17 protein-coding genes are annotated in these 22,388 nt (G+C 43.0%); 9 read left to right on the top strand and 8 right to left on the bottom strand.

What is annotated here, in order from left to right; translation table 11 throughout:
• Positions 1-41: 41 nt before the first annotated feature.
• Positions 42-1,214: an NAD(P)/FAD-dependent oxidoreductase gene (locus IQ234_RS01040; RefSeq protein WP_193955695.1), complete on the top strand. Its 1,173-nt coding sequence runs from the start codon at positions 42-44 to the stop codon at positions 1,212-1,214.
• Between the two features lie 15 nt (positions 1,215-1,229).
• Here the strand turns inward: IQ234_RS01040 and IQ234_RS01045 are convergent, their stop codons facing one another.
• Complete coding sequence (locus tag IQ234_RS01045; RefSeq protein WP_002768833.1) at positions 1,230-1,505, bottom strand: hypothetical protein; 276 nt, start codon at positions 1,503-1,505, stop codon at positions 1,230-1,232.
• A gap of 345 nt (positions 1,506-1,850) precedes the next feature.
• On the opposite strand from IQ234_RS01045, the gene cysS reads away from it, so the two are divergent.
• The gene (gene cysS / locus IQ234_RS01050; protein ID WP_193955696.1) at positions 1,851-3,293 is read left to right on the top strand and encodes a cysteine--tRNA ligase; all 1,443 of its coding nucleotides are present in this window, start codon (positions 1,851-1,853) and stop codon (positions 3,291-3,293) included.
• On the opposite strand, the gene IQ234_RS01055 is transcribed toward cysS, so the two are convergent.
• The gene (locus tag IQ234_RS01055; protein WP_193955697.1) at positions 3,276-4,805 is read right to left on the bottom strand and encodes a glycine betaine ABC transporter substrate-binding protein; all 1,530 of its coding nucleotides are present in this window, start codon (positions 4,803-4,805) and stop codon (positions 3,276-3,278) included. The genes cysS and IQ234_RS01055 overlap by 18 nt on opposite strands.
• A gap of 118 nt (positions 4,806-4,923) precedes the next feature.
• Here IQ234_RS01055 and IQ234_RS01060 point away from each other — a divergent pair, with 118 nt between their 5' ends.
• Both IQ234_RS01060 and IQ234_RS01065 read left to right on the top strand, forming a co-directional pair.
• A complete protein-coding gene (locus IQ234_RS01060) occupies positions 4,924-5,928 on the top strand; it encodes a CHAD domain-containing protein (protein ID WP_193955698.1) in 1,005 nt (334 codons plus the stop codon).
• A 12-nt stretch (positions 5,929-5,940) separates the two neighbouring features.
• Positions 5,941-7,374, top strand: coding sequence for a bifunctional orotidine-5'-phosphate decarboxylase/orotate phosphoribosyltransferase (locus IQ234_RS01065; protein ID WP_193955699.1), 1,434 nt, complete (start codon positions 5,941-5,943; stop codon positions 7,372-7,374).
• A 342-nt stretch (positions 7,375-7,716) separates the two neighbouring features.
• On the opposite strand, the gene IQ234_RS01070 is transcribed toward IQ234_RS01065, so the two are convergent.
• The 5 genes from IQ234_RS01070 to carA form a co-directional block, all read right to left on the bottom strand.
• Positions 7,717-8,013 (bottom strand): DUF1816 domain-containing protein, encoded by a 297-nt coding sequence (locus IQ234_RS01070; protein WP_104397146.1) that lies wholly within the window; start codon positions 8,011-8,013, stop codon positions 7,717-7,719.
• A 112-nt stretch (positions 8,014-8,125) separates the two neighbouring features.
• Complete coding sequence (rlmB, locus tag IQ234_RS01075) at positions 8,126-8,992, bottom strand: 23S rRNA (guanosine(2251)-2'-O)-methyltransferase RlmB (protein WP_193955700.1); 867 nt, start codon at positions 8,990-8,992, stop codon at positions 8,126-8,128.
• 25 nt (positions 8,993-9,017) lie between these two features.
• Complete coding sequence (locus IQ234_RS01080; RefSeq protein WP_002741322.1) at positions 9,018-9,434, bottom strand: Mini-ribonuclease 3; 417 nt, start codon at positions 9,432-9,434, stop codon at positions 9,018-9,020.
• Between the two features lie 3 nt (positions 9,435-9,437).
• Positions 9,438-9,788, bottom strand: a complete 351-nt coding sequence (locus IQ234_RS01085) for an STAS domain-containing protein (RefSeq protein WP_036399615.1) — start codon at positions 9,786-9,788, stop codon at positions 9,438-9,440.
• 74 nt (positions 9,789-9,862) lie between these two features.
• Positions 9,863-11,011 carry a glutamine-hydrolyzing carbamoyl-phosphate synthase small subunit gene (gene carA / locus IQ234_RS01090; RefSeq protein WP_193955701.1) on the bottom strand — a complete coding sequence of 383 codons (1,149 nt, stop codon included), beginning with the start codon at positions 11,009-11,011 and terminating at the stop codon, positions 9,863-9,865.
• A 197-nt stretch (positions 11,012-11,208) separates the two neighbouring features.
• Between carA and IQ234_RS01095 the strand changes: the two genes are divergently transcribed.
• Both IQ234_RS01095 and IQ234_RS01100 read left to right on the top strand, forming a co-directional pair.
• Positions 11,209-12,093: a helix-turn-helix domain-containing protein gene (locus IQ234_RS01095; RefSeq protein ID WP_193955702.1), complete on the top strand. Its 885-nt coding sequence runs from the start codon at positions 11,209-11,211 to the stop codon at positions 12,091-12,093.
• A 257-nt stretch (positions 12,094-12,350) separates the two neighbouring features.
• A complete protein-coding gene (locus tag IQ234_RS01100) occupies positions 12,351-15,068 on the top strand; it encodes an AAA-like domain-containing protein (protein WP_193955703.1) in 2,718 nt (905 codons plus the stop codon).
• Here IQ234_RS01100 and IQ234_RS01105 read toward each other — a convergent pair.
• The gene (locus IQ234_RS01105) at positions 15,065-16,507 is read right to left on the bottom strand and encodes an AAA-like domain-containing protein (protein ID WP_193955704.1); all 1,443 of its coding nucleotides are present in this window, start codon (positions 16,505-16,507) and stop codon (positions 15,065-15,067) included. The genes IQ234_RS01100 and IQ234_RS01105 overlap by 4 nt on opposite strands.
• 340 nt (positions 16,508-16,847) lie before the next feature.
• Here IQ234_RS01105 and IQ234_RS01110 point away from each other — a divergent pair, with 340 nt between their 5' ends.
• From IQ234_RS01110 to IQ234_RS01120, 3 genes are all read left to right on the top strand, one after another.
• Positions 16,848-17,777, top strand: coding sequence for a VOC family protein (locus IQ234_RS01110; protein ID WP_002732692.1), 930 nt, complete (start codon positions 16,848-16,850; stop codon positions 17,775-17,777).
• 31 nt (positions 17,778-17,808) lie between these two features.
• Positions 17,809-18,471 carry a nitroreductase family protein gene (locus IQ234_RS01115; protein WP_002776854.1) on the top strand — a complete coding sequence of 221 codons (663 nt, stop codon included), beginning with the start codon at positions 17,809-17,811 and terminating at the stop codon, positions 18,469-18,471.
• A 91-nt stretch (positions 18,472-18,562) separates the two neighbouring features.
• A complete protein-coding gene (locus IQ234_RS01120; RefSeq protein ID WP_193955705.1) occupies positions 18,563-22,357 on the top strand; it encodes an AMP-binding protein in 3,795 nt (1,264 codons plus the stop codon).
• Positions 22,358-22,388 lie beyond the last annotated feature (31 nt).

The following is a 22,388-nucleotide window of genomic DNA, read 5'->3' on the forward strand; positions in this document are numbered from 1 at the left end:
TAATGATAGAATAGATTAATCGAGTAAAAATTAGCCGAATTATGACCACAACTTATGATTATATAATTATCGGTGGTGGTATCACCGGTTCCGCCTTAAGTTATGAACTAGCTAACCTAGGCAGTCGAGTCCTCTTATTAGAAAAAGAAACCCATCCCCTCAACGCCACTTTCTACAGTTACGGGGGTTTAGCCTATTGGTCAGCTACCACAGAAATCCAGAGAAAATTATACCAAGAAGGTGGAGAAATTCAGCGCAATTTATCCCAGGAACTGGGCATAGATAACGAATACCGGGACATAGAGCTAATTCTCACCGTTAACCCCGAAGATGACCCAGCCGCTGTGGCCGAAAAATTTGCTATCTTTGCTATTACTCCCGAAATTCTTGATCCGCAGGCAGCGATCGCTTTAGAACCCCTATTAAATCCCGCAGCTATCTCCGGAGTTTTACGACTGCCCCACGGTCACATTAACCCCGAAAAAACTAATCTTGCCTATCAACAAGCTTTTCTGCGTCTGGGAGGCACGATTATTCGGGAAGCTGTCATCGAATTAATTGAAACTGCATCGAGAATTACCGGCGTAAAAACTCCTAAAAATAATTATTCTGCCGGGGAAACTATCGTCTGTGCCGGGGGATTAACCCGGTCTTTACTGCAAAAATCTGGTATTACTGCTCCCGTCTATTTTACCCATGCCCAGGTGATCAAAATTCCCCCCACTGAGATCAAATTAAACACCCTAGTTATGCCCGCAATTCCTGCTAGATTGCTATTAGAGCAAAAAATCACCCAACTAGAAAAGCAGGGCATTTGGCAGAGAGAAACCCCAGAAATAATTGCCAGTGTTTTAGAAACGGGGGCGGTACAATTCTGGGATCAAAGCCTTTATCTAGGGCAAATTAGCGCCATTATCACCGATCCAGATGCGATTTTAAACCCTCTGGCCGGGGAAAAAGCAATACGGGCCGCCGTGGGGACATTGCTGCCCTCTTTAGCCTCTCTCCCCGGCAGCTGTCATCATTGCCTAGTGGCCTTTGCACCCTCGGGACGGCCTCTAGTGGGAGCGATCGCCGATAAAGTGGGATTGCAGGTATTTTCTGGCTTCACCAGTACACTTGTATCGGCTCCGCCCCTGGCCCGACGTTTTGCGCGTCACCTGCTGGGGGAAAATGACGAGATAATTGCAAAAGTCAAGAGAGAAATTAACTGATGGTTGCCATTAATCCTAATCGACTTTTTCCAACTGCCAAAGAATTTGGTTTCCCTCCCGTCTGACCCGGGAGATTACCCAATTTCGCCACGGCCAATGGTCGCCTCGACTGGTAACGGCGCCCGGATTAATATCCATTAAATCGGCCACTTCGGCGCTGGTAATCAAATAACCGCGATTGGCCACTTCATCGGCAATGCGTAGGGTTTCGATGAGATTTCTTAGCTGGTCAACTCTTTCTCCCCGGGGTAATTGGATTTCATCGCCAGCGCTATTAGGTGGTTCATTCATGGTGATGGTCTGGTCAAAGTTGATTAACAATAAAAATTGTCGGTTGAGGCAAACAAGCAAGCTTCCCCTATCCTTATTCTATCGATTTCATCAATAATAGTCCTGATCAAAACAGTCCTATCTCCCCGTCGAGACAGGAGACAGGAGACAGGAGACGGGATACAGCTATTAGGGATCGGATTTGAGTTTTCAGTTCTCTGTTTGCTCACCACCGCAGAAGTCTGACGGAGTAGTGGCTTAGATGTGTAATTAATTGTGCTTAGATACTTACACTGATCACTGATAACTGAAAATAACTGCTATAAAATTGGACTAGCCTTTTTCCCCAGAAAAAAATCCCCATCCATGACCTTAATCCTCTACAACACCCTCAGTCGTCGCGAAGAACCCTTTACCCCCCTCATCCCCGGCATGGTCTCCATGTATTGCTGCGGCATTACCGTCTATGATTATTGCCATTTGGGTCATGCGCGTACCTGTGTGGTTTGGGATGTGGTGCGGCGTTATTTGGAGTATCTCGGTTATCAAGTGCGCTATATTCAAAATTTCACCGATATTGACGATAAAATTCTCAATCGGGCTAAAAATGAACATACCACCATGGCAGCCGTGGCCGAGAAATTTATCCAGGCCTACTTTGAGGATATGGCAAAATTAGGAGTCAGACCGGCGGACGCTTATCCCCGGGCCACTCATACCCTCGACGGTATCAAGCGCCTAGTCTATGAATTAGAACAAAAAGGCTATGCTTACCCCAGCGATGGCGATGTTTACTATTCCGTCCGTCGTTTTTCTGATTATGGCAAACTATCGGGGCGAAAACTCGATGATTTGCAAGCCGGGGCCAGCGGCCGGGTAGAAACCGACGACCCGGAAGCAATTAAAAAACAAGACCCCTTTGATTTTGCCCTCTGGAAGGGGGCAAAACCGGGGGAACCTAGTTGGGATTCTCCCTGGGGCCAAGGTCGTCCGGGGTGGCATATTGAATGTTCGGCCATGGTCAAAGAACAATTGGGAGAAACTATCGATATTCATGTGGGGGGAAGTGATCTGATTTTTCCCCACCACGAAAACGAAATTGCTCAAAGTGAAGCGGCTACGGGTAAACCTCTGGCCCACTATTGGTTACATAATGGCATGGTTAAGGTGGCCGGGGAAAAAATGTCGAAATCCCTCGGTAATTTCATCACTATTCGCGAGTTATTGACAAAATATGACCCCTTAGCCGTGAGATTATTAATTTTAGGCGCCCAATACCGCAAACCGATTGATTTTTCCGATGAGGGATTGCAGGCGGCCACTAATGGCTGGCATACTTTGCAAGAGGGTTTATCCTTTGGTTATAAGCATCTTCCGCCAGATAATCCCGCAATTACTGACCAAGAGCTAGAAAATCGCTTTCAAGAGGCGGTAAATCACGATTTTAACTTTGCCGGTGGTTTAGCGGTGTTATTTGAAATCGCTAAGGAATTACGCAAGGAGGGTAATAATTTAACCCATGCGGGTAAGACGGACAGCAATCTGGCCGAATTAGCGGTAAAATGGCATACTTTGGTGAAATTGTCTAGGGTTTTGGGTCTAGAAATTGCCGCCGACCAGGGAGAAACTCCTGTTTCTGAGGGAATTAGTGTAGCGGATATCGAAAATCTCATCCAACAACGGACAGAGGCGAAAAAAGCGAAAAATTACGCCGAAAGCGATCGCATTCGCGCAGAATTAAAAGCCCAAGGCATTAGTTTAATCGACCAACCCGGGGGAGTGACTAAATGGTTAAGAGAGGGAGACTAGAAATTCTTTGACCACTTCCTCTACTTTGCGATCGCGTCCATCCACCTGATAGTTTAATTTCTGCATAGTGCTGGAGGTAATTTTGCCGGTGAGTTTGGCTAAAACCTGTCGCAATTGCGGATATTTTTGCAAACTATCCCGGTTAAAAATCGGTACCGCTTCGTAGGGAGGAAAATAGCGTTGATCATCTTCTAGGATGACTAAATCTAGCACGGGAATTAAGCCATCGGTGGAATTTCCCGCCACTAAATCCACTTGTTTTTCGGCTAAAGCGCGGTACATTAACCCTAAATCCATCACTTTCGGGGGTTGGGCAAAAGTTAGACCGTAGGTCTTCGCTAATCCCTTGTAACCGTCTTCCCTTTCCAAAAATTCATAACCAAAACCCGCTTGCCAATTGGGGGTATATTTAGCCACCTGCGAGAGAGTTTTAAGATTGTATTGACTGGCGGTTTCTCCCCGGATAACAATGGCGAAAGTATTCTCAAATCCTAGACTGGGAAACACTTCTAGATTAAATTTTTCTGGATAAATCTCTTGCAGCTTTTCAGAGACTAATCGGGCATCGTTAAGGGGTTTTTCCTGCAAAATTCCCGTGAAAGCCGTGCCAGAATACTCCACATAACCATCGATTTTACCCGCTTTCACCGCTTCATGACAGATCAGAGTACCACCGAGATTAAATTGACGATCAACCCGTAAATTCGTCTCTTTTTCGATTTCCTGTGCCAAAATTTCCCCTAAAATCACCTGTTCAGTAAAATTTTTGGAACCGATCACCACTGTGCCGGGGGATGAATGGAAAATTTGAGTCAAGAGGAAAGATAGCAGGGCTAACCCGATTAAACCTAAGCCCCATTGCCATTTAGAGGGCTTTTTCGGACGTGGCGAAGGGGTAAAGGTCTTTTCTAGCCGACCGAGACTCCAATCGGCAACAAAGGCTAAAAAAGCGGCAGGAATTGCCCCCGCCAAAATTAACTGATTGTTGACCGTGGCAATACCGCGAAAAATAAACACTCCCAAACCACCGCCACCGATGGCAGCTGCGATCGTAGCCACACCGATAGCAATCACCGTCGCAATTCTCACTCCTGCCAAAATTGTCGCCCTAGCCAGGGGTAATTCGATATAGCGCAGGATTTGTCCGTCAGTCATGCCTAGGGATAACCCGGCTAATTTTAATTCGGAATCAACTTTTTTGATGCCCAGATAGGTATTTAAAACAATTGGCAGTAAGGTATAGAGAGTTAGGGCAACAATAGCGGGAATTTTGCCGATTCCTCCCAAAAAAGGCACGGAAATTAAAAAACCAAATAGGGCTAAACTGGGGATAGTCTGTAGGGTGTTAACGATCGCTATAATCGGTTGAGCGAGAATAGCTTGACGACTAATTAAAATACCTAGAGGAATCCCGATTAAGCTACCCATAGCCATGGCTATTCCCGTCAAGAAAAGATGCTCTCCAGTGCGAAAAGCGATTTCCCCCCCATAATCTAGCCAAAAACTATCCATAAACTTCTCTTAAAGCGGATGCTTCATCCTATTGTATAGAATAAATAGTATCTATTAGTTCCAGTCTTGATTTAAAGATTCTACCACCATCTTGACATTATTTCCTCCCTAAAGACCAATGACTAACAAATTTAATCCTCGGGCTAAAACTGTTGCCGATTGGGCCTATATCGGTGTTGATAAACATTTTCATAAAGTTCTTAAACACGAAGCTGGGGTTTTACTCGATCAGGACCCAGAAGAATTGCATCAAATTCGTGTGGGAATGCGCCGTCTTCGCAGTACCTTAACTGGTTTTGATCCCGCTTTAACCATGCCGAAATATGCCGATCAAAAACGGGTGGGTAATCTGGGCAGAATTTTAGGAGAATTGCGAGATTTAGATGTGTTAAAAGAGGCTTTTATCGGTCATTATCAGCCAATTTTACCCCCGCAAGAACAGGAGCTACTGAAGAAAGTTTTACAAGTTCTCGAAAGCCAAAGAAAGAAGGCATTTGCTAAGGTAGAAAAGCTGTTAAAGTCCGATAAATTTCTCAATTTTAAGGCAGATTTTGCCCGTTGGTTGGATAATCCCACCTATCAACCGATGGGAAAATTAGATATTGCTACGGTTTTACCAGACTTATTATTACCGCAAGCGAGTCGTTTTTTACTGCACGAAGGCTGGTTAGTTGGGGTAAATTTAGAGGAAGATCAAAAAGTAAGAGAGTTTTCTAGTCAAGAAATTGATGACTTATTGGAAAAAGAAGGATTATTACTGCATGATCTCCGCAAAGAAGCCAAGCGTTCCCGCTATAATATGGAGTTATTCACTCAGTTTTATGGCGACAAATATCAAGAGTATCTAGAAGATATTAAAAACCTTCAAAGTGTTCTCGGAGAAATGCAGGATTGTTGTGTTCTCTCGGATTTTCTTAGCCAAATTTTCCCCAATTGTCTTGCCAAGGAAATGCCCACTTTACTAGAAATTTTCCAAAATATCCGTCACCAAAAATGGCAAGAATGGCAACCCCTACAAAAGAAATTCCTTGACGCTGACACCAGAAAAAGTCTGCACCAGACAATTTTAGAGCCTATTTTTCGGCCAAATAGTGTAGAATTAGAAACTAATCCAGAATTCTGAGATTAGGAACCGATGAATTTTTTTCAAAAGTTAAACCACGCCATTAGTCAAAACCAGACTCTACTTGTCCTCGGTTTAGATGCTAACCCCGAAATGATGCCCTCCACCCCGGGAGAATTAATCGTTAATTTAGAACAGTGGCTCAAGTTTATTATCGATGAAACCGCCCCTTTTGTCTGTGCCTACAAACCAACTTTAGGTTTTTATCAAGCTTTGGGAGCAGCGGGATTAGAATTATTACAGCGAATTTTAGCGGCAATTCCCGCTCATATCCCGGTAATTTTGGATGCTAAACACGGTGATATTAATACTAGCAGTATTTTAGCCGAGACTATCTTTAAAACTTGGCAGGTGGACGCGGTTACTCTCAATCCCTACTCCGGACAGGATCACGTTGCTCCTTTTTTAGTTTACCCCGAGCATGGCGCTTTTATCCTCTGTCATACTTCCAATCAAGGCGCGATTAATCTGCAAGAATTTCCCAGTCGCGACAATCCTTTTTATCTGCAAGTTGTCAAAGAAGCTTGCACCTGGGGAACTCCCGAACAGGTGTTTTTAGAAGTGGGAACCACTCAACCAGAGATATTGAAAAAGATTCGCAATTTTGCTCCCGAAAGATTGATTTTATTACGCAGTATTTGGGAAGACAAAAGTAAATTCTCCGAGTTAATTACTCTGGGTTTAAATAGTCATGGTGAGGGTTTATTAATTCCTGTCCCCCAAGACTTTTTATCTCAACCCGATTTGGGGGCAAAAGTCAAGGATTTACGCGAGGAAGTCAACAAAATTAAACAAAATCACCAGCAAGAATCAAGCCAAGATGAGACTTGGTCTGCTAACGTTTGTCTTTTAAAACAACATCCTCATCAGGATTTAATTCTACAATTATTTGATATTGGTTGCTTGATGTTTGGCGATTATGTGCAAGCATCGGGAGAAACTTTTTCCTATTATATCGATCTTAGAAAAATTATCTCTAATCCTAATATTTTTCAGCAGGTAATTGAAGCCTATGGAGAAATATTAAAAACCTTGACATTTGACCGCATTGCTGGTATCCCCTACGGCTCTTTACCTACAGCCACGGGTTTATCTTTATTATTAAATCATCCGATGATTTTCCCCCGCAAAGAAGTAAAAGCTCACGGCACAAGAAGAGTAATTGAAGGTAATTTTCAAGTGGGGGAAACGGTGGTAGTGGTGGACGATATTTTAATTTCTGGCAAAAGTGCGATCGAGGGGGCAGAAAAGATTAAATCGGCGGGATTATTAGTTAATGATATCGTGGTTTTTATCGACCATGGTGGCCCCGTTAAAGATAAACTTCGTAGCCATGGTTATCAACCTTATTCGGTTTTAACCCTAGCAGAAATTACCGATACTCTCTACGAAGCGGGAAGACTGACAGAAGCAGAATATAGCTGTTTTTTAAATCGCTCCCATTGATATTTAGCCATCAGTTATCAGTTATCAGTTATCAGTTATCAATTTTAAGTGAGCAGTTATCAGTTTTAAGTGAGCAGTATGTATTAAGTGAGCCTCATCAAATGGCAGTTTCCTGCTGTCGGCTCTTCTAGGTTCTGTGTGATAAGTTTAACTTACATAGGATCGATCAATCTTTGTGTCTTTGTGGTTCGTTCCACCCCCTCGCTAGGAGGAATGTATCTTAGAATACATTTTGCCCACCAAACCTAAGAGAGCCTGCTGTCTTTTCACTGATTACTGATCACTGATTACTGATCACTGATTACTGATCACTGATTACTGATCACTGATCACTGAAAATTGTTAAGAAACTTGACTGCGTAAGACCTTTAGGGTATTCAGGAGCTTGCTTTCTTCTTTTTCCTCAAAAATAGTTAAATCTTTCGGTTTACAACGTTTTATATCCAATTTAATCCCCTGCGCTCCTTCTGTTTTCAAATCTTCTTCATAACCGGCTTGAGCGACTTCAGCCTCGTCTTTAGCGAGAAAAGGGCCGAAATAATAAGTACATCTGGGATAGTCGGTTTTAATCTCGACCCAGTAGGCTAATCCGAACCTTTCGAGTAAGCTAATCAAAAATTCTTTCATTTCGTTCCCCATCTAAATCTACTCTGGTGGTTTTGTTACGTTCGTTTACATTTCGCAAACTTCCTTCCTATTTTATTTATACTTTCTCCTTTTGGCTATTGGCAGTGTCGAAAAATACAGATTCTCAGTCGGGGGAATTTTGCCAGCGTTGCCGGTAAACCTCGTAAAGAGCCATACCCGCCGCCACCGAAGCATTGAGACTGGGGGTTTTGCCTGCCAAAGGGATAGATACCAACTCATCGCAGGACTTTTGGGTTAGCAGACTCAAACCCTCTCCCTCCGAACCTACCACCAATCCTATCGCACCCGTTAAATTGATTGTGTGTAAAGATTTACCAGTTTTTGCCGCCGTGCCGTAGAGCCAAAAACCGGCCGCTTTTAATTCCTCTAAAGCACGATTGAGATTGACCACCCTAGCGACGGGTAAATATTCCAAGGATCCGGCCGCCACTTTCATCACTGTCGATGTCACCCCGGCGGCACGACGTTGGGGAATAACTACCCCCTGACAACCCATAGCTTCGGCGGTGCGAATGATTGCCCCCAGGTTATGGGGATCCGTGATCCCTTCAGCGATGACGATGACGGGGTGGCGACTTCTGCCCTTAGCTTTTTCGATCAGATCGGCTAATTCAATATAATCATAGGGAGACATCTGGGCCGCAATCCCCTGATGATTGGCCTTATTGGTAATCTGATCGAGACGCAGATCGTCCACCTCATCAATTACCGTGCCGTTGGCCTTGGCTTTTTCTAGGAGGGTATGATAACGGGGATCGTAACGGAGTCGATTGACCACCCAAATCCGATTCAGTTGGCGCTCCTCCTCCATGGCCGTTAAAACCACCCGGCGACCGTAGAGCAGATCATCAGCTTCTTGGTTTTCTGGAGTTACTGCCGGGGATTTAGCCAGAATTGGCCCGGTTTTTGGCCGCGAGGGCCGGCGAGAATTACGATTATCGGACTTGTCACGAAATGGTCGATCGCTCATGGTTGCATGGATTAAGAGTAGAGGGCTATAATTCTAGTTTTTCTAATAGTTGATGTAATCTTGAGGGGTCTTGGAGATAAAGATAGCCGAACAGGGTTTCTAAACTGCTGGCCTGCTGATAGACTTGGGCTGTCAGACGACGGCGTTTTCCCGTGACCGCATTGCGTCCCCGGCGCAGAATTTCTTTTTCTTGGTCTGTCAGATAAGGCTGCAGTTGCGCTAAATCTAAAGCCTGTTGTTCGGCCCTGACCTTGCCTACCACCTGAGCGTGATAGTCTCCCAGACGCTGGGGCGGCAGTAAATAATAGGTGCGGATGTATAATTCATAAACAGCATCCCCTAGATAGGCCAGGGAAGCGGGCGATAATCGGTCAAGACCCTCTAGGATTGGTGAACCCTCGCCATTGACCTGTAAGCGAATTTTTTCGAGAGGAGATTCCACGATTTACGCTTTTTCTAGATATTCGATCGCCGCTTCTAGGGTGGGTTGCAGGGAAAAAAACTTCTCCAATCGCACCAGTTTTACGGTTTGAGTTACCCGGGGATTGGTAACAATTTGTAAACTGCCCCCTTCGGTTTTGGCCTTTTTCACCAATTTTACCAAAGCCCCTAAACCGGAGCTATCGATAAAATCAATCTGAGCGAGGCTAATAATCACATCTTTGGGACCTTCGTCCACATAGCCTTCGATCACCTTACAAAAAGTCGGTTCGGAAAAGGCATCTAAAAGACCCGTCAAACGGAAAATTTGGTACTTATCTCTGACCTCGCGGGTGCCTCGCAAGCTGACAGTCAAGTTAATTGCTTCTGGAATAATCGCCTCCTAGCTCTAGAGCCGTAAAAATCAAAACCCTAGTATATCCTAAAAATTTACGACCGATCCTTTTTTGCTTGCCGCATTAAATCGACAAATTTGCCAAACAGATAATCGGCATCGTGGGGGCCGGGACTGGCCTCGGGGTGGTATTGTACCGAGAAAAAGGGCAGAGACTTGTGTTTTAAACCCGCTACGGTGCGATCATTGAGGTTGAGATGGGTAATCTCCACTTGCGGATTTAAAGATGCCTCCTGCACGGCAAAACCATGATTCTGACTGGTAATTTCCACCTGTTGCTGCAGTCCACAGGGTTGATTTAACCCGCGATGGCCAAATTTCAGTTTAAAGGTTTCTGCCCCTAGGGATAGGCCTAAAATTTGATGACCCATACAGATGCCAAAAGTCGGTTTTTCTCCTTGCAAAAGTTGCTTGGCTAGGGCAATTCCTTCGGTGACAGCCGCCGGATCTCCCGGTCCGTTAGAAAAGAAAATACCATCGGGATTATATTCGGCGATTTTTTCCGGGGGAGTGTCCGCGGGAACCACGATCACCCGACAACCGTAGCTGGCTAAACGCCGGAGAATATTGCGTTTGATGCCAAAATCGACCGCTACTACCGTTAACGGTTCTTGATCACTATCAATTGGCGCAAATTCCCAGGCGGACGGGGTGGGAGTCGTCCACTCGTACACTTCCTTGGTGGTTACTTCCTTAACGAGATTTAACCCGGCCATACTGGGGGCTGCCTGCACCAGCCGCAGTAAATCGTGATAATCGAGTATTTCCGTGGAAATTGCCCCATTCATCGCCCCAACTGAGCGAATTTTGCGGGTCAGGGAGCGGGTATCGATGCCATAGATGCCAATAACATGATGAGCGGCCAGATAATCCGGTAGGGATTGGCTAGAACGCCAATTACTGGGCCGATGGCAGATGTTTTTTGCGATCGCTCCTTTCACCTGGGGACGAATTGACTCCTCATCTTCGGGATTAACCCCCGTATTCCCCAATTCTGGATAGGTAAAAGTGACGATTTGACCAGCATAACTGGGATCGGTGAGGACTTCCTGATAACCGGTCATCCCCGTGTTAAAGACAACTTCGCCGACGGTGGTTCCCTTGGCTCCGAAGGAATAACCCTCGTAAACTGTACCATCGGCTAGAACTAATAAGGCTTTTTGACTAGCAGCACTTGATATCATCGTCAATTTTTTAATCTTGAGTAGTGGTGAGAAACAGAAGTCAAGGATAGACTAGAACAGGGACTAGAAAACGAATTGCTTAGTTTTAATTGGCTAGGGCGTTTTATGATTAAGAGTACGTCCGCTCAAACACAACAGCTTCCCCTGACTAGCCATCGGCAAAATCCTATCGCTTAAAAAATAACTATATAAGTAATATGAGTCCAAGAAAACTTACTGATGCCACGAAAAAAGAAATTCTTAAGCTTTATCGGGAAACGGAGGCCACCACTTCCACGTTAGCTGAGCGTTATGGCGTGAGTAGTTCTACGGTCAGTCGTTTTCTCAAAAATTCTTTTTCTGGCCAGGAATACGAGCAGTTAATCCAGAAAAAACGCTTGGCCCGCAATGCTCGTGGCCTTGAGGAGGACGAAACAGCAGCGGATTTACCGGAAAAAGCGATCGAGGTGATTGGTTTTCGGGCAGCCCAAATCGCAGCTAAAGATGAGCAGGCTTTTGAGCAACCGATCGCTTCTGTGGAACAATTAACCCTGTTAATGGATACCGCTTACCCGCCAGAAGCAGATAATCCAGAAGATACAGAAATTAATGGCGATAAGACCCTAGAAACCGCTAATTTAAACGAGTTTTTCGTCGAAGCTATCGAGGAAGAGGAGGAGGAAGATGAGCTTGACGAGGATTGGGATGAAGAGGAGGATGAAGATGAAGATGAAGATGAGGAGGAGGAACTAGCGGACAGCTATTTAGGCCCGACTATCGTTAAAACCGCCCAATTACAGATCTTACCCCTCTCGGCGGCGGCTTTTCCCAAAACCTGTTACTTGGTCATTGATCGCGCTGCCGAATTAATCACCCGTCCCCTCAAGGATTTTGCCGAATTGGGTAAGGTTCCCCCTCAGGAAATCCAGCAGCGCACTCTCCCCATCTTTGAAAGTCATCGCATCGCTCGTCGTTTCTCCAAGCGCAAGGAAAAAGTGATTAAAGTTCCCGACGGTCGCCTGATTGAAAAAGCTCACGCTCAACTGGAAGCGAAAGGGATCACCCGTCTGCTCATGGATGGTCGTATCTACGCTTTAGAGTAGGGAATTAGGGGATAGGAGACTTTTCAGTCTCCCCCAAACCCGTTGCTGAGGGTGGAGACTCGCGCAGTTGAGAGGATTCAGCTTAGATGAGTTTACCCTAAGAAAATATGCCAATTTCATTCAGAGTAGAACTAGCTTACCAATAATTGGCTATGAGTGAGCGCGGTTTTTTTCTGGATTTATCACCGTGGTTAGTGTAGTTCAAACTGGTATTACTTACCCAAGTTTTGGTTATCTGGTCAATGAAATACCGAAATATGCAAGAAAATGGAACCGCCGAGAATGTTTATAAGTTTTCTAGTACCTTATCTCCTTCCGATCCAAGCTATGTGGATAGAAGGGCTGATCTGGAATTGTACCAAGCTCTGATGAACAGTCAATATTGTTATATTTTCAATTCTCGCAAAATGGGCAAGTCGAGTTTGACGGTACGCATCCAAACTCAAATTGAAGTCCAAGGAGTAGCCTGTTCCCGTATAGACTTAAATGAATTGGGGACATCAGTAGATCAATCTAGCTGGTATCATTCCTTAATTATTGAAATTGCCGAACAATTACAACTAAACATGACGGATTTAGAATCTTGGATTGCCAGTCAATCTGTTTCTAATGTTGGGTTACTTAGACAGTTTATTAAAGAAATTTTATTGATAAAAATTTCAAACAACATTGTTATTTTTATTGATGAAATTGATGTGGTTAGAAAACTACCCTTTACTACTGATGACTTTTTTGCTTACATTAGATCTTGTCATGAAAAGCGAGTTATTAATGCAGATTTTAATCGTATTTCATTTGTTTTAATTGGCACGGCTACCCCTAATCAATTAATTCAGGATAGTCAAAGAACTCCTTTCAATATTGGTAAAGCAATTGAATTAAATGGACTGTCGTTAGAAGATAACTGTCAACCCTTGATGCAAGGACTAGAAGGGTTGGGTGTTTTCCCTCAAGAAATTCTACAAGAAATTTTTAGCTGGACTAATGGTCAACCTTTTCTAACTCAAAAATTGTGCTATTTAATGGCCAAGTTTAAAGTTACAATACCTCAGTCTCTCTTATCAGCTTGGATGCGAGATTTTGTTTATAAACACATTATTGATAACTGGGAAAAAAAAGATGAACCTGCTTTTTTATCAAGTATAAGAGAGCGACTTATTTATCATCCTGATCAGGGATATTTACTAAGGGTTTATGCTAATGTTTTAAAAGGTAAATTGGTGAAAGCGAGTAACACACCAGAACATGATGAATTATTACTATCTGGATTAGTTATCGTCGATAATGAGGGCTATCTTAGAGTGGCTAATGCCATTTATCAGGCAATTTTTAATCAAAAATGGTTATATAATGTATTAGCAGCTAGTCGTCCTTATCAATCGGAAATTGCTAAATGGGAAGACTCAAATTTTACCGATACAAATTGTTTACTGACGGGGAAAAAGTTAGAGGAATCTAAAAAATGGCAAGAAGATAAAGAATTAGATAGTATCGATTATCGTTTTTTAGCAGCCTCTGAAAGCATTACTCGTCAAAAACAATCTCGTTTATTTATGTTAGCAGCGGGAATATTTACTAGCATTGTTACAGGGTTACTTGGGTTAGGATTCTACCAGTCATGGCTGTTACCTTACTTTTATAAAATTCCCTATATTAACGAGCCTAAACTATTTAGCCAAGGCGAAAAAAAGCTATTTATTGAACAGGAAAATTTTTATAAAGATCGGGGTATTTTGGCTTTTCAAAATGCTAATTATCTGGAAGCTAAACAGTTATTCAAAAAAGCCTATCTTGCTCATCCTGAAGATGCAGAAACATTGATTTATTATAATAATTCTATCGCTTATTTAAGTAATAATTATGTTACTTTGGCGGTGGTTATTCCCAGTGGAAAAAAAAATGAAATTTCCCAAGAAATCCTTAAAGGGATTGCTCAAGCACAATATTTATTTAATAGCCAATTACCGACAAGTGCGAATAATTTATTTTTAAATATCGTTATTGCCAATGATAATAATGATGAAAAAGTTGCCAAGATAGTCGCCAAGGAAATCGTTAAAGACCCCAAAGTTATTGGAGTCATTGGACATTATTCTAGTGAAGCCACCTTAGCAGCTTTACCTATCTATGAAAGAGCCAAAATTACTTTAATTTCTTCTACAAGTTCTTCGGATGTAATTGAGAGTGAATACTTTTTTAGAACCGTTATTACTAATGAAAAAATTGGTGAAACTTTAGCTAATTACGCCAGCAAACATGATCTAGATAAAGTAGTTATTTTTAATAATTCTAACCAGATTGATAGCCAAGAACTTACTCAAGAGTTTCGTCAAGCTTTCCAAAAAAAAGGCGGTAAAATCACTAAAGTAATTGATTTATCATCTTCCCTAGATATTGACGCAGAAGTTTTAAAAGCATTTTCCCAAGATCAAGTTAGAGGAATTGTCTTATTTCCCAGTTTGGAATCAGCTTCTGTGGTAGTAGAATTATCCCATACTCTTGAAGAGTTGAATACCAGCAACACTCCAGAGCTGAAAAATAAGCTAGTTCTTTTAGGGAGTCATTCCATGTATGAACATGAAATGTTGGTTGATAGCGGTAAATTTATTGATAATTTAGTTTTAGCTGTGCCTTGGTTTTCCCATCTAATTAAGTCCCAAAATTTTGTCAGAGATGCTCAAGCTTTATGGAAAGAAGATATTAGTTGGCGAACTGCTACCAGTTATGATGCGGCTCAATCATTTATAGCTGCTATTAGAGCCTTGCAATCCCAGAATAAAATTTCTTTAGAGTTGATACAAGAACATTTAGAAAACCTCAATCTTTCGGCCAGTTTGACCTCAGGCAATTCTCTCAGGTTTGTAGATAATGAATCTGAATCTAATCGAGAACCAATTACTGTGAAGGTTGAGAGTAAGTTAGAAGCAAAACTTGAAAAATCAATTCAGTTTCACTGGGAATCTCAACGAGACTAATCAAGCAAGTCGTCAAAATATACTTGATACAAATTGCAACGCACCTCTAGGGTATCATAATTTTTGTCGATCAGTCCCAATCGTTCCAAAAATTGGACAGATTCTCCTTTCATTTGCGCCGGAGTCAGAGCTTTTTTCTGAAGAATTTGCCTAAAAGTATTCCGTAGGTTAGCATTACTTTTCAGATATCTCATCAGGAGGAAAAAATGACTTTGAAATGGCTCTCGTCCCTGCAAGGCATCATCTAGAACCTTTTCCAGAGAATTCCCTTCTTGCAATTTTACCAAGATTAACTTAATTAAATAAGGATTACCTCCCACTAAGTTCATGACCTTATTAACATCTGATAACGTCCAATTAATGCCATTAACTTGAGCGAAAGAGAGAACTTGTTCCGTATTAAAATCCGATAAACTGGCCACATAACCTACACCAATTAAGGGAGAGGCATAAAAATCGTAGTTGCTATAAAATTCCGTTGAATGAATAATAATTAAGCGCAGTTTCCGCCAAGGTTGGGAACGTCTTTCATGCCAACTTCTGAGAATACCACAAATTTCATTACCGAGTGTTTCAGTTTCCAAAATTGTATCAAATTTTTCAAAGACAAAAACCAGAGGATTAGCGCTGGGTTGGAGAACATATTCTTCTAAATATCGTCGAGTTTTGTGGGCAGGAGTTCCGGGACGAGACCAAAATTTATCGAGAAGAGATTCGTTAATCTTTAATTCTTGGGTAATGGTACGACAAATCGACAGCAGCAAGTCTTCACAACTAAGGGCAATAGTAGCTTTTTCCTCCTCACAATCAATGATAACTGGTTGATAATTATCTTGTTTGAGATGATGGACTAACCAATTAACTAAACGGGTTTTGCCACTATTATGAGGTGCGCGAATTCTTAGCAATGATTGTTCTTGCTGAAGAACTTTGAGACAATTTTCCTCCAGAGGTGGACGTTTCACATAATCCTTAATATAGGTCTGATAATCCTGTTGTTTTTCCTCATCTAAAGAGGAGAGAATAGCAGCAATTACGGGAGATTGATGTTTACTTTTGTTTGCCCACTCTTGATCAAAGCTCCTTAGGTTAGTTAAAATATCATGACCGCGTTGCCAAAAAGTAATTTGAAAAGTACGAATTTTTCCTTGATTATTGAGACGATGATCTTCCAAAATACCTAAAAACTTTTCGTTAAGATATTCCGTCAAAGCATCGCGAATTTGCCATGACTCCAGCTTTTGACCACATTTTTCCGTCAGCATTTCTAAAGCATTAAGTTCGGCTTGAATTTTCAATTTTTTCTCATTAATCCAGCTAAATTTAATAGCCAGATTTTCACAATTATCCACCTCGTAGTTAGCAAACTTTAACAGAGCATTAAGCAGATATTTGGTTCTTTGTCTGGGAATATCCCCATAGGTAACTTTTCTAGACATTTGTTTATTCTCAATTAGTGTGAATATTTTCTCAATAAGTCCAATTTATCGAGGTACTCTAGACAACCTTGACCACATCTCTCAAAAAAATTTTCCGCAAAACCCCGAAGTTCCCCAAGGTTTTTCTCCACCCCCAAGTTACTCAAACTCCAGTCTGGGATAGCAATTGAGGGCAAGAAAAATTAGCCTTTGACTGTGGGTGTACTCACAATGCCATAATCAACCACAACAAGGTTCAGATTTTCTTAATAGTCTTTTTACCCTTGCTATGGCAGCACTTTGACCGATATCTGTCTGGCTATTTTGTGCCGAATTAGACAACTCCACTGGATGACCGACTATGACTAAAATTGCTGATATTGCCTACGTTACCTATCAACATCCGGATTTAGACCTGTGCGAACGTTTTTTGAGGGATTTTGGCCTGATTACCGCAGTTAAAACCGATACAGCCTTGTATATGCGAGCTAGAGGCAAAAAACAGTTTGTCTATGTCGTAGAATGGGGAAAAGAAGCTAAATTTGTCAGTTTTGCCCTAGAAGCGACATCAGAATCCGTCTTACATGAACTAGCCACTTTAGCCTCCGCTTCGACCGTGGAAACCCTGTTCACCCCCGGCGGTGGTCAGCGCATCAAAATTATTGACCCCAACGGTTTTAACCTAGAATTGGTCTATGGTATCGAGGAAGTGGAACCTTTGCCGATTCCCGAACCCTTGCAATGGAATCACGCTAGTCGGAAAACCCGTTTAGGTCGCACCCAAAGGCCGAAAAAAGAACCCGCACCTATTTTACGTCTAGGTCATCTAGCTATTGATGTCAAAGACTTTGAGGAAAGCTATCACTGGTATCAGCAGACTTTTGGCTTAAAAGCAACAGATTTAATTTATTACGGCCATCCCAGTTTACGAGTCGGGGGTTTTCTTCGTTGTCAACGGGGAGAGGAATGGGTTGATCATCACACCATCGCCATGTTGCAAGGTTCTCACCCCAAAGTCCATCATACTGCCTTCGAGGTGCAAGATTTTGACTCTATTAAAATCGGCCACGATTGGTTACGGGAAAAAGGATGGACTCCTGTGTGGGGTATTGGTCGCCATTTGTTGGGAAGTCAAGTGTTTGACTATTGGCAAGATCCTTTCGGTAGCCTCATTGAACATTTTACCGATGGGGATCTTTTCGAGCAAACCACCGAGCCAGAACTTCATGCGGGTGGGTTAGATATTCTCTATCAATGGGGACCAGCGATTCCCGAAAGTTTTTTAGGTTAAACCGTTGAAAAAGTCTTATAAAAGGGGTTAGATGATGAATATTGCTGAAATATTTCAGAAAAGACGCTCTACTCGTAAATTTCGCACCGATGCCATTCCCGAAGAAATTTTAGCCGAAATTTTTCGTTTAGGATTCCAAGCACCCTCTAGTTATAATTTGCAACCATGGCGATTTATTGTGGTTAGAGAACCAGAAAATAAGGCAAAATTGCGAGAATTCGGCTTTGAACAAGATAAATTGGTCGATGCACCCGTGGTTTTAATCTGTTGTGGCGATCGCCAAGTTAACCATCGTGGTTACATTAATCAAGTAATTGAGTTAGGAAAGCAAGAGGGGACGATTTCCGAAAAACGGGCCAAGTTCATGCACATGGCCATTCCGCCTTTTTTCCAATTTAAACCCTGTTATCAGTCTCCAGAAGCTTGGAGCAACCGACAAGTTATGATTGCGGTTACTTATCTCATGATAGCGGCGCAAAGCTTGGGGGTGGATAGTTGTCCCCTAGAAGGATTTGTGGCTAAACCCTTGCGCGAGTATTTCCAAATTCCCGATACGGTCGATGTCTGTTGTCTCTTAGCCTTGGGATACGCCGATGAACCCTTGAGCGAGTATGGGGGACGTTTTGGGACTCAGAAGCTCTGCTATGGCGAAATTTACGGAGAAACCTTTAATTTAAGCCCAAATCACCCCTAGAGTGACCGTCGCCCCGTCACCAGAAACTTTTCCCGGTGCGAGAGGATTAAATCTTTGTCTTCGATTCCATTTAATAATAGGGAGTAAAAAAATGACTCTTTGTTTAGATACTAAGCTTAATTTGTCAGAAATAAGCAGTTTAGTCGATATTATTCGTTATCGCGCCCAATACCAACCCCAAAAAACTGCTTATACCTTTTTAGTCGATGGCGAAACCGAAGAAAAACGCCTTACCTACGGGGAATTATTTCTAGAAGCGCAAGCGATTGCCAATAGTCTCCAATCCATCCTATTACCGGGGGAACGAGTTTTATTAGCATACCCTTCGGGATTAGAGTTTATTACTGGGTTTTTCGGCTGTTTATTAGCAGGAGTAGTGGCAATTCCAGTTAATTTGCCCAAGAAAAACCAAAAGATGGCTCGCTTAACTTCTATTATTAATAATTCGCAAGCAAGCTTACTTTTAAGCACACAATCGGAATTAGACCAATTAAAAAGGCAACTAGACAGAGACATTCCCTTTCTAGCTACGGATAGCTTAATCGGCAAAAGTTTAGCCGAAGACCACCCCACTCAGATAAAAGCAGAGACCTTAGCCTTTTTACAATACACCTCCGGTTCCACCGGGACTCCCAAAGGAGTGATGGTCAATCACGAGAATCTTTTGACCAACCTCCGAGATTTAGATTTAGGCTGGGAACACGATGAAAAGAGCGTTATGGTGACATGGTTGCCAACTTTTCATGATATGGGGCTAATTTATGGCATTTTACTGCCTTTTTATCGAGGATTTCCCTGTTATCTAATGTCTCCGGTTTCCTTTTTACAACGTCCTCTCGGTTGGTTAAATGCCATCAGCAAATACAGGGCCACCCACACTGCCGCCCCTAATTTTGCCTATAAACGTTGTCTTGACAAGATTAAAGAGGAAAAGCTGGCGGATTTAGACTTAAGCAGTTGGAAAGTGGCTTTAAATGGCGCAGAAACCGTCAGAATAGAAATTTTAAGCGAATTTGCTCGTAAATTTGCCCCCTGTGGTTTTGAGTTTGCCGCCTTTTGTCCGGGTTATGGTTTAGCCGAGGCCACCTTAAAAGTTGCTGCTGTCAGGAAAAATCAAGTTCCTCAAATCTGCTGGGTTGAAAAAGCCGCTTTAAACCGTCATCAAATCGTTTTTACGGAAAAAAGCCCAAATTCTCAATCCTTAGTCAGTTGTGGACAAACAGAAATCGACACAGAAATTGCCATTGTTAATCCTGAAACCTGTCAACGCTGTCCCTGCCAGCAGGTGGGAGAAATTTGGGTGAAAGGCAAAACTGTTGCCCAAGGCTATTGGCAACATCCCGAAGCTACAGAAAAAACTTTTCAAGCAGTTATCGCCGATACCGGACAGGGTTTTTATTTGCGTACAGGGGATTTAGGTTTTATTCATCAGGGTCAACTATACATCACCGGACGCTTGAAAGACCTGATGATTATTCGCGGCGGTAACTACTATCCCCAGGATATCGAACAGACCGTAGAACAATGCTATCCCGACTTTTGCCCCAGTGGAACTGCCGCCTTTACCGTAGAAATCGAGGCAGAAGAAAAGTTAGTCCTGGTTCAAGAGGTAGAAAGAACGGCAATTCGCCGTTTTAACCAGCAAAAAGCCCTAGAAGCAGTTCGTCGAGCGGTTTTTCAAGAACACGAATTGCAAGTTTATGATATCGCTTTTATCAAACCCGCATCTCTGTCCAAAACTTCTAGCGGCAAAATTCAACGCCACGCTTGCCGTCAACAGTATTTAAACCAGCAACTTCCACTAATTTCATCCCCTATGCCGACGCTAACCCCCCCCCTCAGCAGTCACCAAGCTGACCCCACAACCGCTAGTCAAGAAAAAACCGAGCAAATCTTGACTTGGTTGCGAGATTACGCCAAAACTCGCATTAATTCCCATCTGATTGATGACCGTCGTTGTGTGCCGCCCTATATTGTCATGGATTTTGGCAATCAAGGACTGATGGGAATGCAGATTCCTGAAGAATACGGGGGAATAGCCCTTAATAATCGCAATTTTTTGCAGGTGATGGAACAATTAGCCGCCATTGATTTAACTCTGGCGACGATGGTGAGTCTCAATAACAGCTTAGGTATCCGTCCGCTGCTCAACTACGGGACTATTTCCCTCAAGCAAGAGTTATTACCTCTTTTAGCGACAGGAAGACAATTATCCTCCTTTGGCATGACGGAACCGGAAGCAGGAGCGAATATCGGGGCAATTAGTACCGTTGCCGTGCCGGATGGCCGAGATAAATGGCGAATTCGCGGACTTAAGCGTTGGAATGGTTCTGCTTGGGCCGGAATGATTAATGTTTTTGTCCGTTTGCTTGATTCCGAAGAACCGGGGAATAACGGTTTGACAGGTTTTCTTGTCCGTCAAGGCACCCCCGGTCTGCGTTTGGGACCTGAATCCCTAACTATGGGATTACGGGGAATTATGCAAAATGCCATCTATTTTGAGGATGTTTTAGTCACTAAAGAGCAATTGCTGGGAGAATTGGGCAATGGCACTGAACCCGCCGACGATGCTTTACTTTATGCCCGTTTAGGTATTGGCATGATGGGAGTTGGCGGCATGAAACGCTGTTTACAATTAATGTTACGTTATGCCAGCCGTCGTTCGATCGCTACCGGTAAATTGCTAGAAAGTCCGATTACTTTAGCCCGTTTTGACCATTTAACTGGGGCTACGGTGGCCTTGTCCAGTCTCTTAAAGTGTATTACCACCGCCTTAGACCAAAAAGTTGCTGTTCCCAGGGAAATGGCCGTTATTGCCAAGATTACGGGGGCTGATTACCTCTGGGAAGCGGCCGATAGTCTCGTTCAGATGCTCGGGGGTAGAGGTTACATGGAAACTAATCTTGCCCCGCAAATTCTCCGGGATGCCAGAGTTTTACGAATTGGCGAAGGTCCTAACGAAAGTTTGAAAATCTTTTTGGGCAAAAGTATCACCCATACGGACAAATTAGGCGAATTTCTGACAAAAGTTCTGGAAGCGCCCGAGATTGCCCTGCAACTCCACAGCACCGCCCAATCTATTAATCAGCGTTGTCTCCAGTCTAATCTCTGGGGTGATCGTTCTGCCGCCTTAGCGTGGGCTTATTCTTTAATCGGAGAATTGGGTTGTTACGCCGCTTTAGTAGCAACAACGGCGAAAATGGCCCAAATTCACCCCGGGGAAAAGTACAGTCATGCCCTAGCTTGGAGTCAATTGCAGTTTGATTTATCTGTGCAGAAAGCTCTCCGGGGAACACCCGAAGAAAACTTTGCTTCTTCGGTGGCGACTATCCGCGATCGTATCCTCGATTATACTCAATCTATTGATGATATCGAACAACGTCTAGAGGGTTCCGATTATCAACTCGACGAGTTATTGACGTTGGAACCAGAAGCTAAACAGACTCATCCTCAAGCTGAAACTTCTCTGGTCGAAATTGCTAGTCAACCGACGCAGAACCGAGTAAATATACCCTCTAGTCCGAAAAAGTCCCTTCTTAGCCAACAAACTCCCGAAAAGGTGGAAATGTGGTTAGGTAATTGGTTACACCAGAAATTAAAGGTCAATCCAGCCACTATCCAAACCAGTCAGTCTTTTGCTGATTTTGGCTTAGATTCAATTTTTGCCGTGGAATTAGCCCAAGATCTTGCCGATTGGTCGGGAATCCCCGTCGAAGCCACCATTGTTTGGAATTATCCCACTATTGATAGTTTGGCAGAATATTTAGCTAACCAGATTAATCAAAGCAACACTGGGGCTGAATCGGCAAATAATCGGGAAAAAAGCGAAATTTTAGGATTTTTACCCCAAATATCCGAAGAAGAAATCTCTGCCTTCTTTAGTTAATCGCTGGTGGGGATAGGATAGCTAATTTCCC

Origin of the sequence: Microcystis aeruginosa LEGE 91341 (assembly GCF_015206885.1) — a bacterium.
Lineage (GTDB): Bacteria > Cyanobacteriota > Cyanobacteriia > Cyanobacteriales > Microcystaceae > Microcystis > Microcystis aeruginosa_H.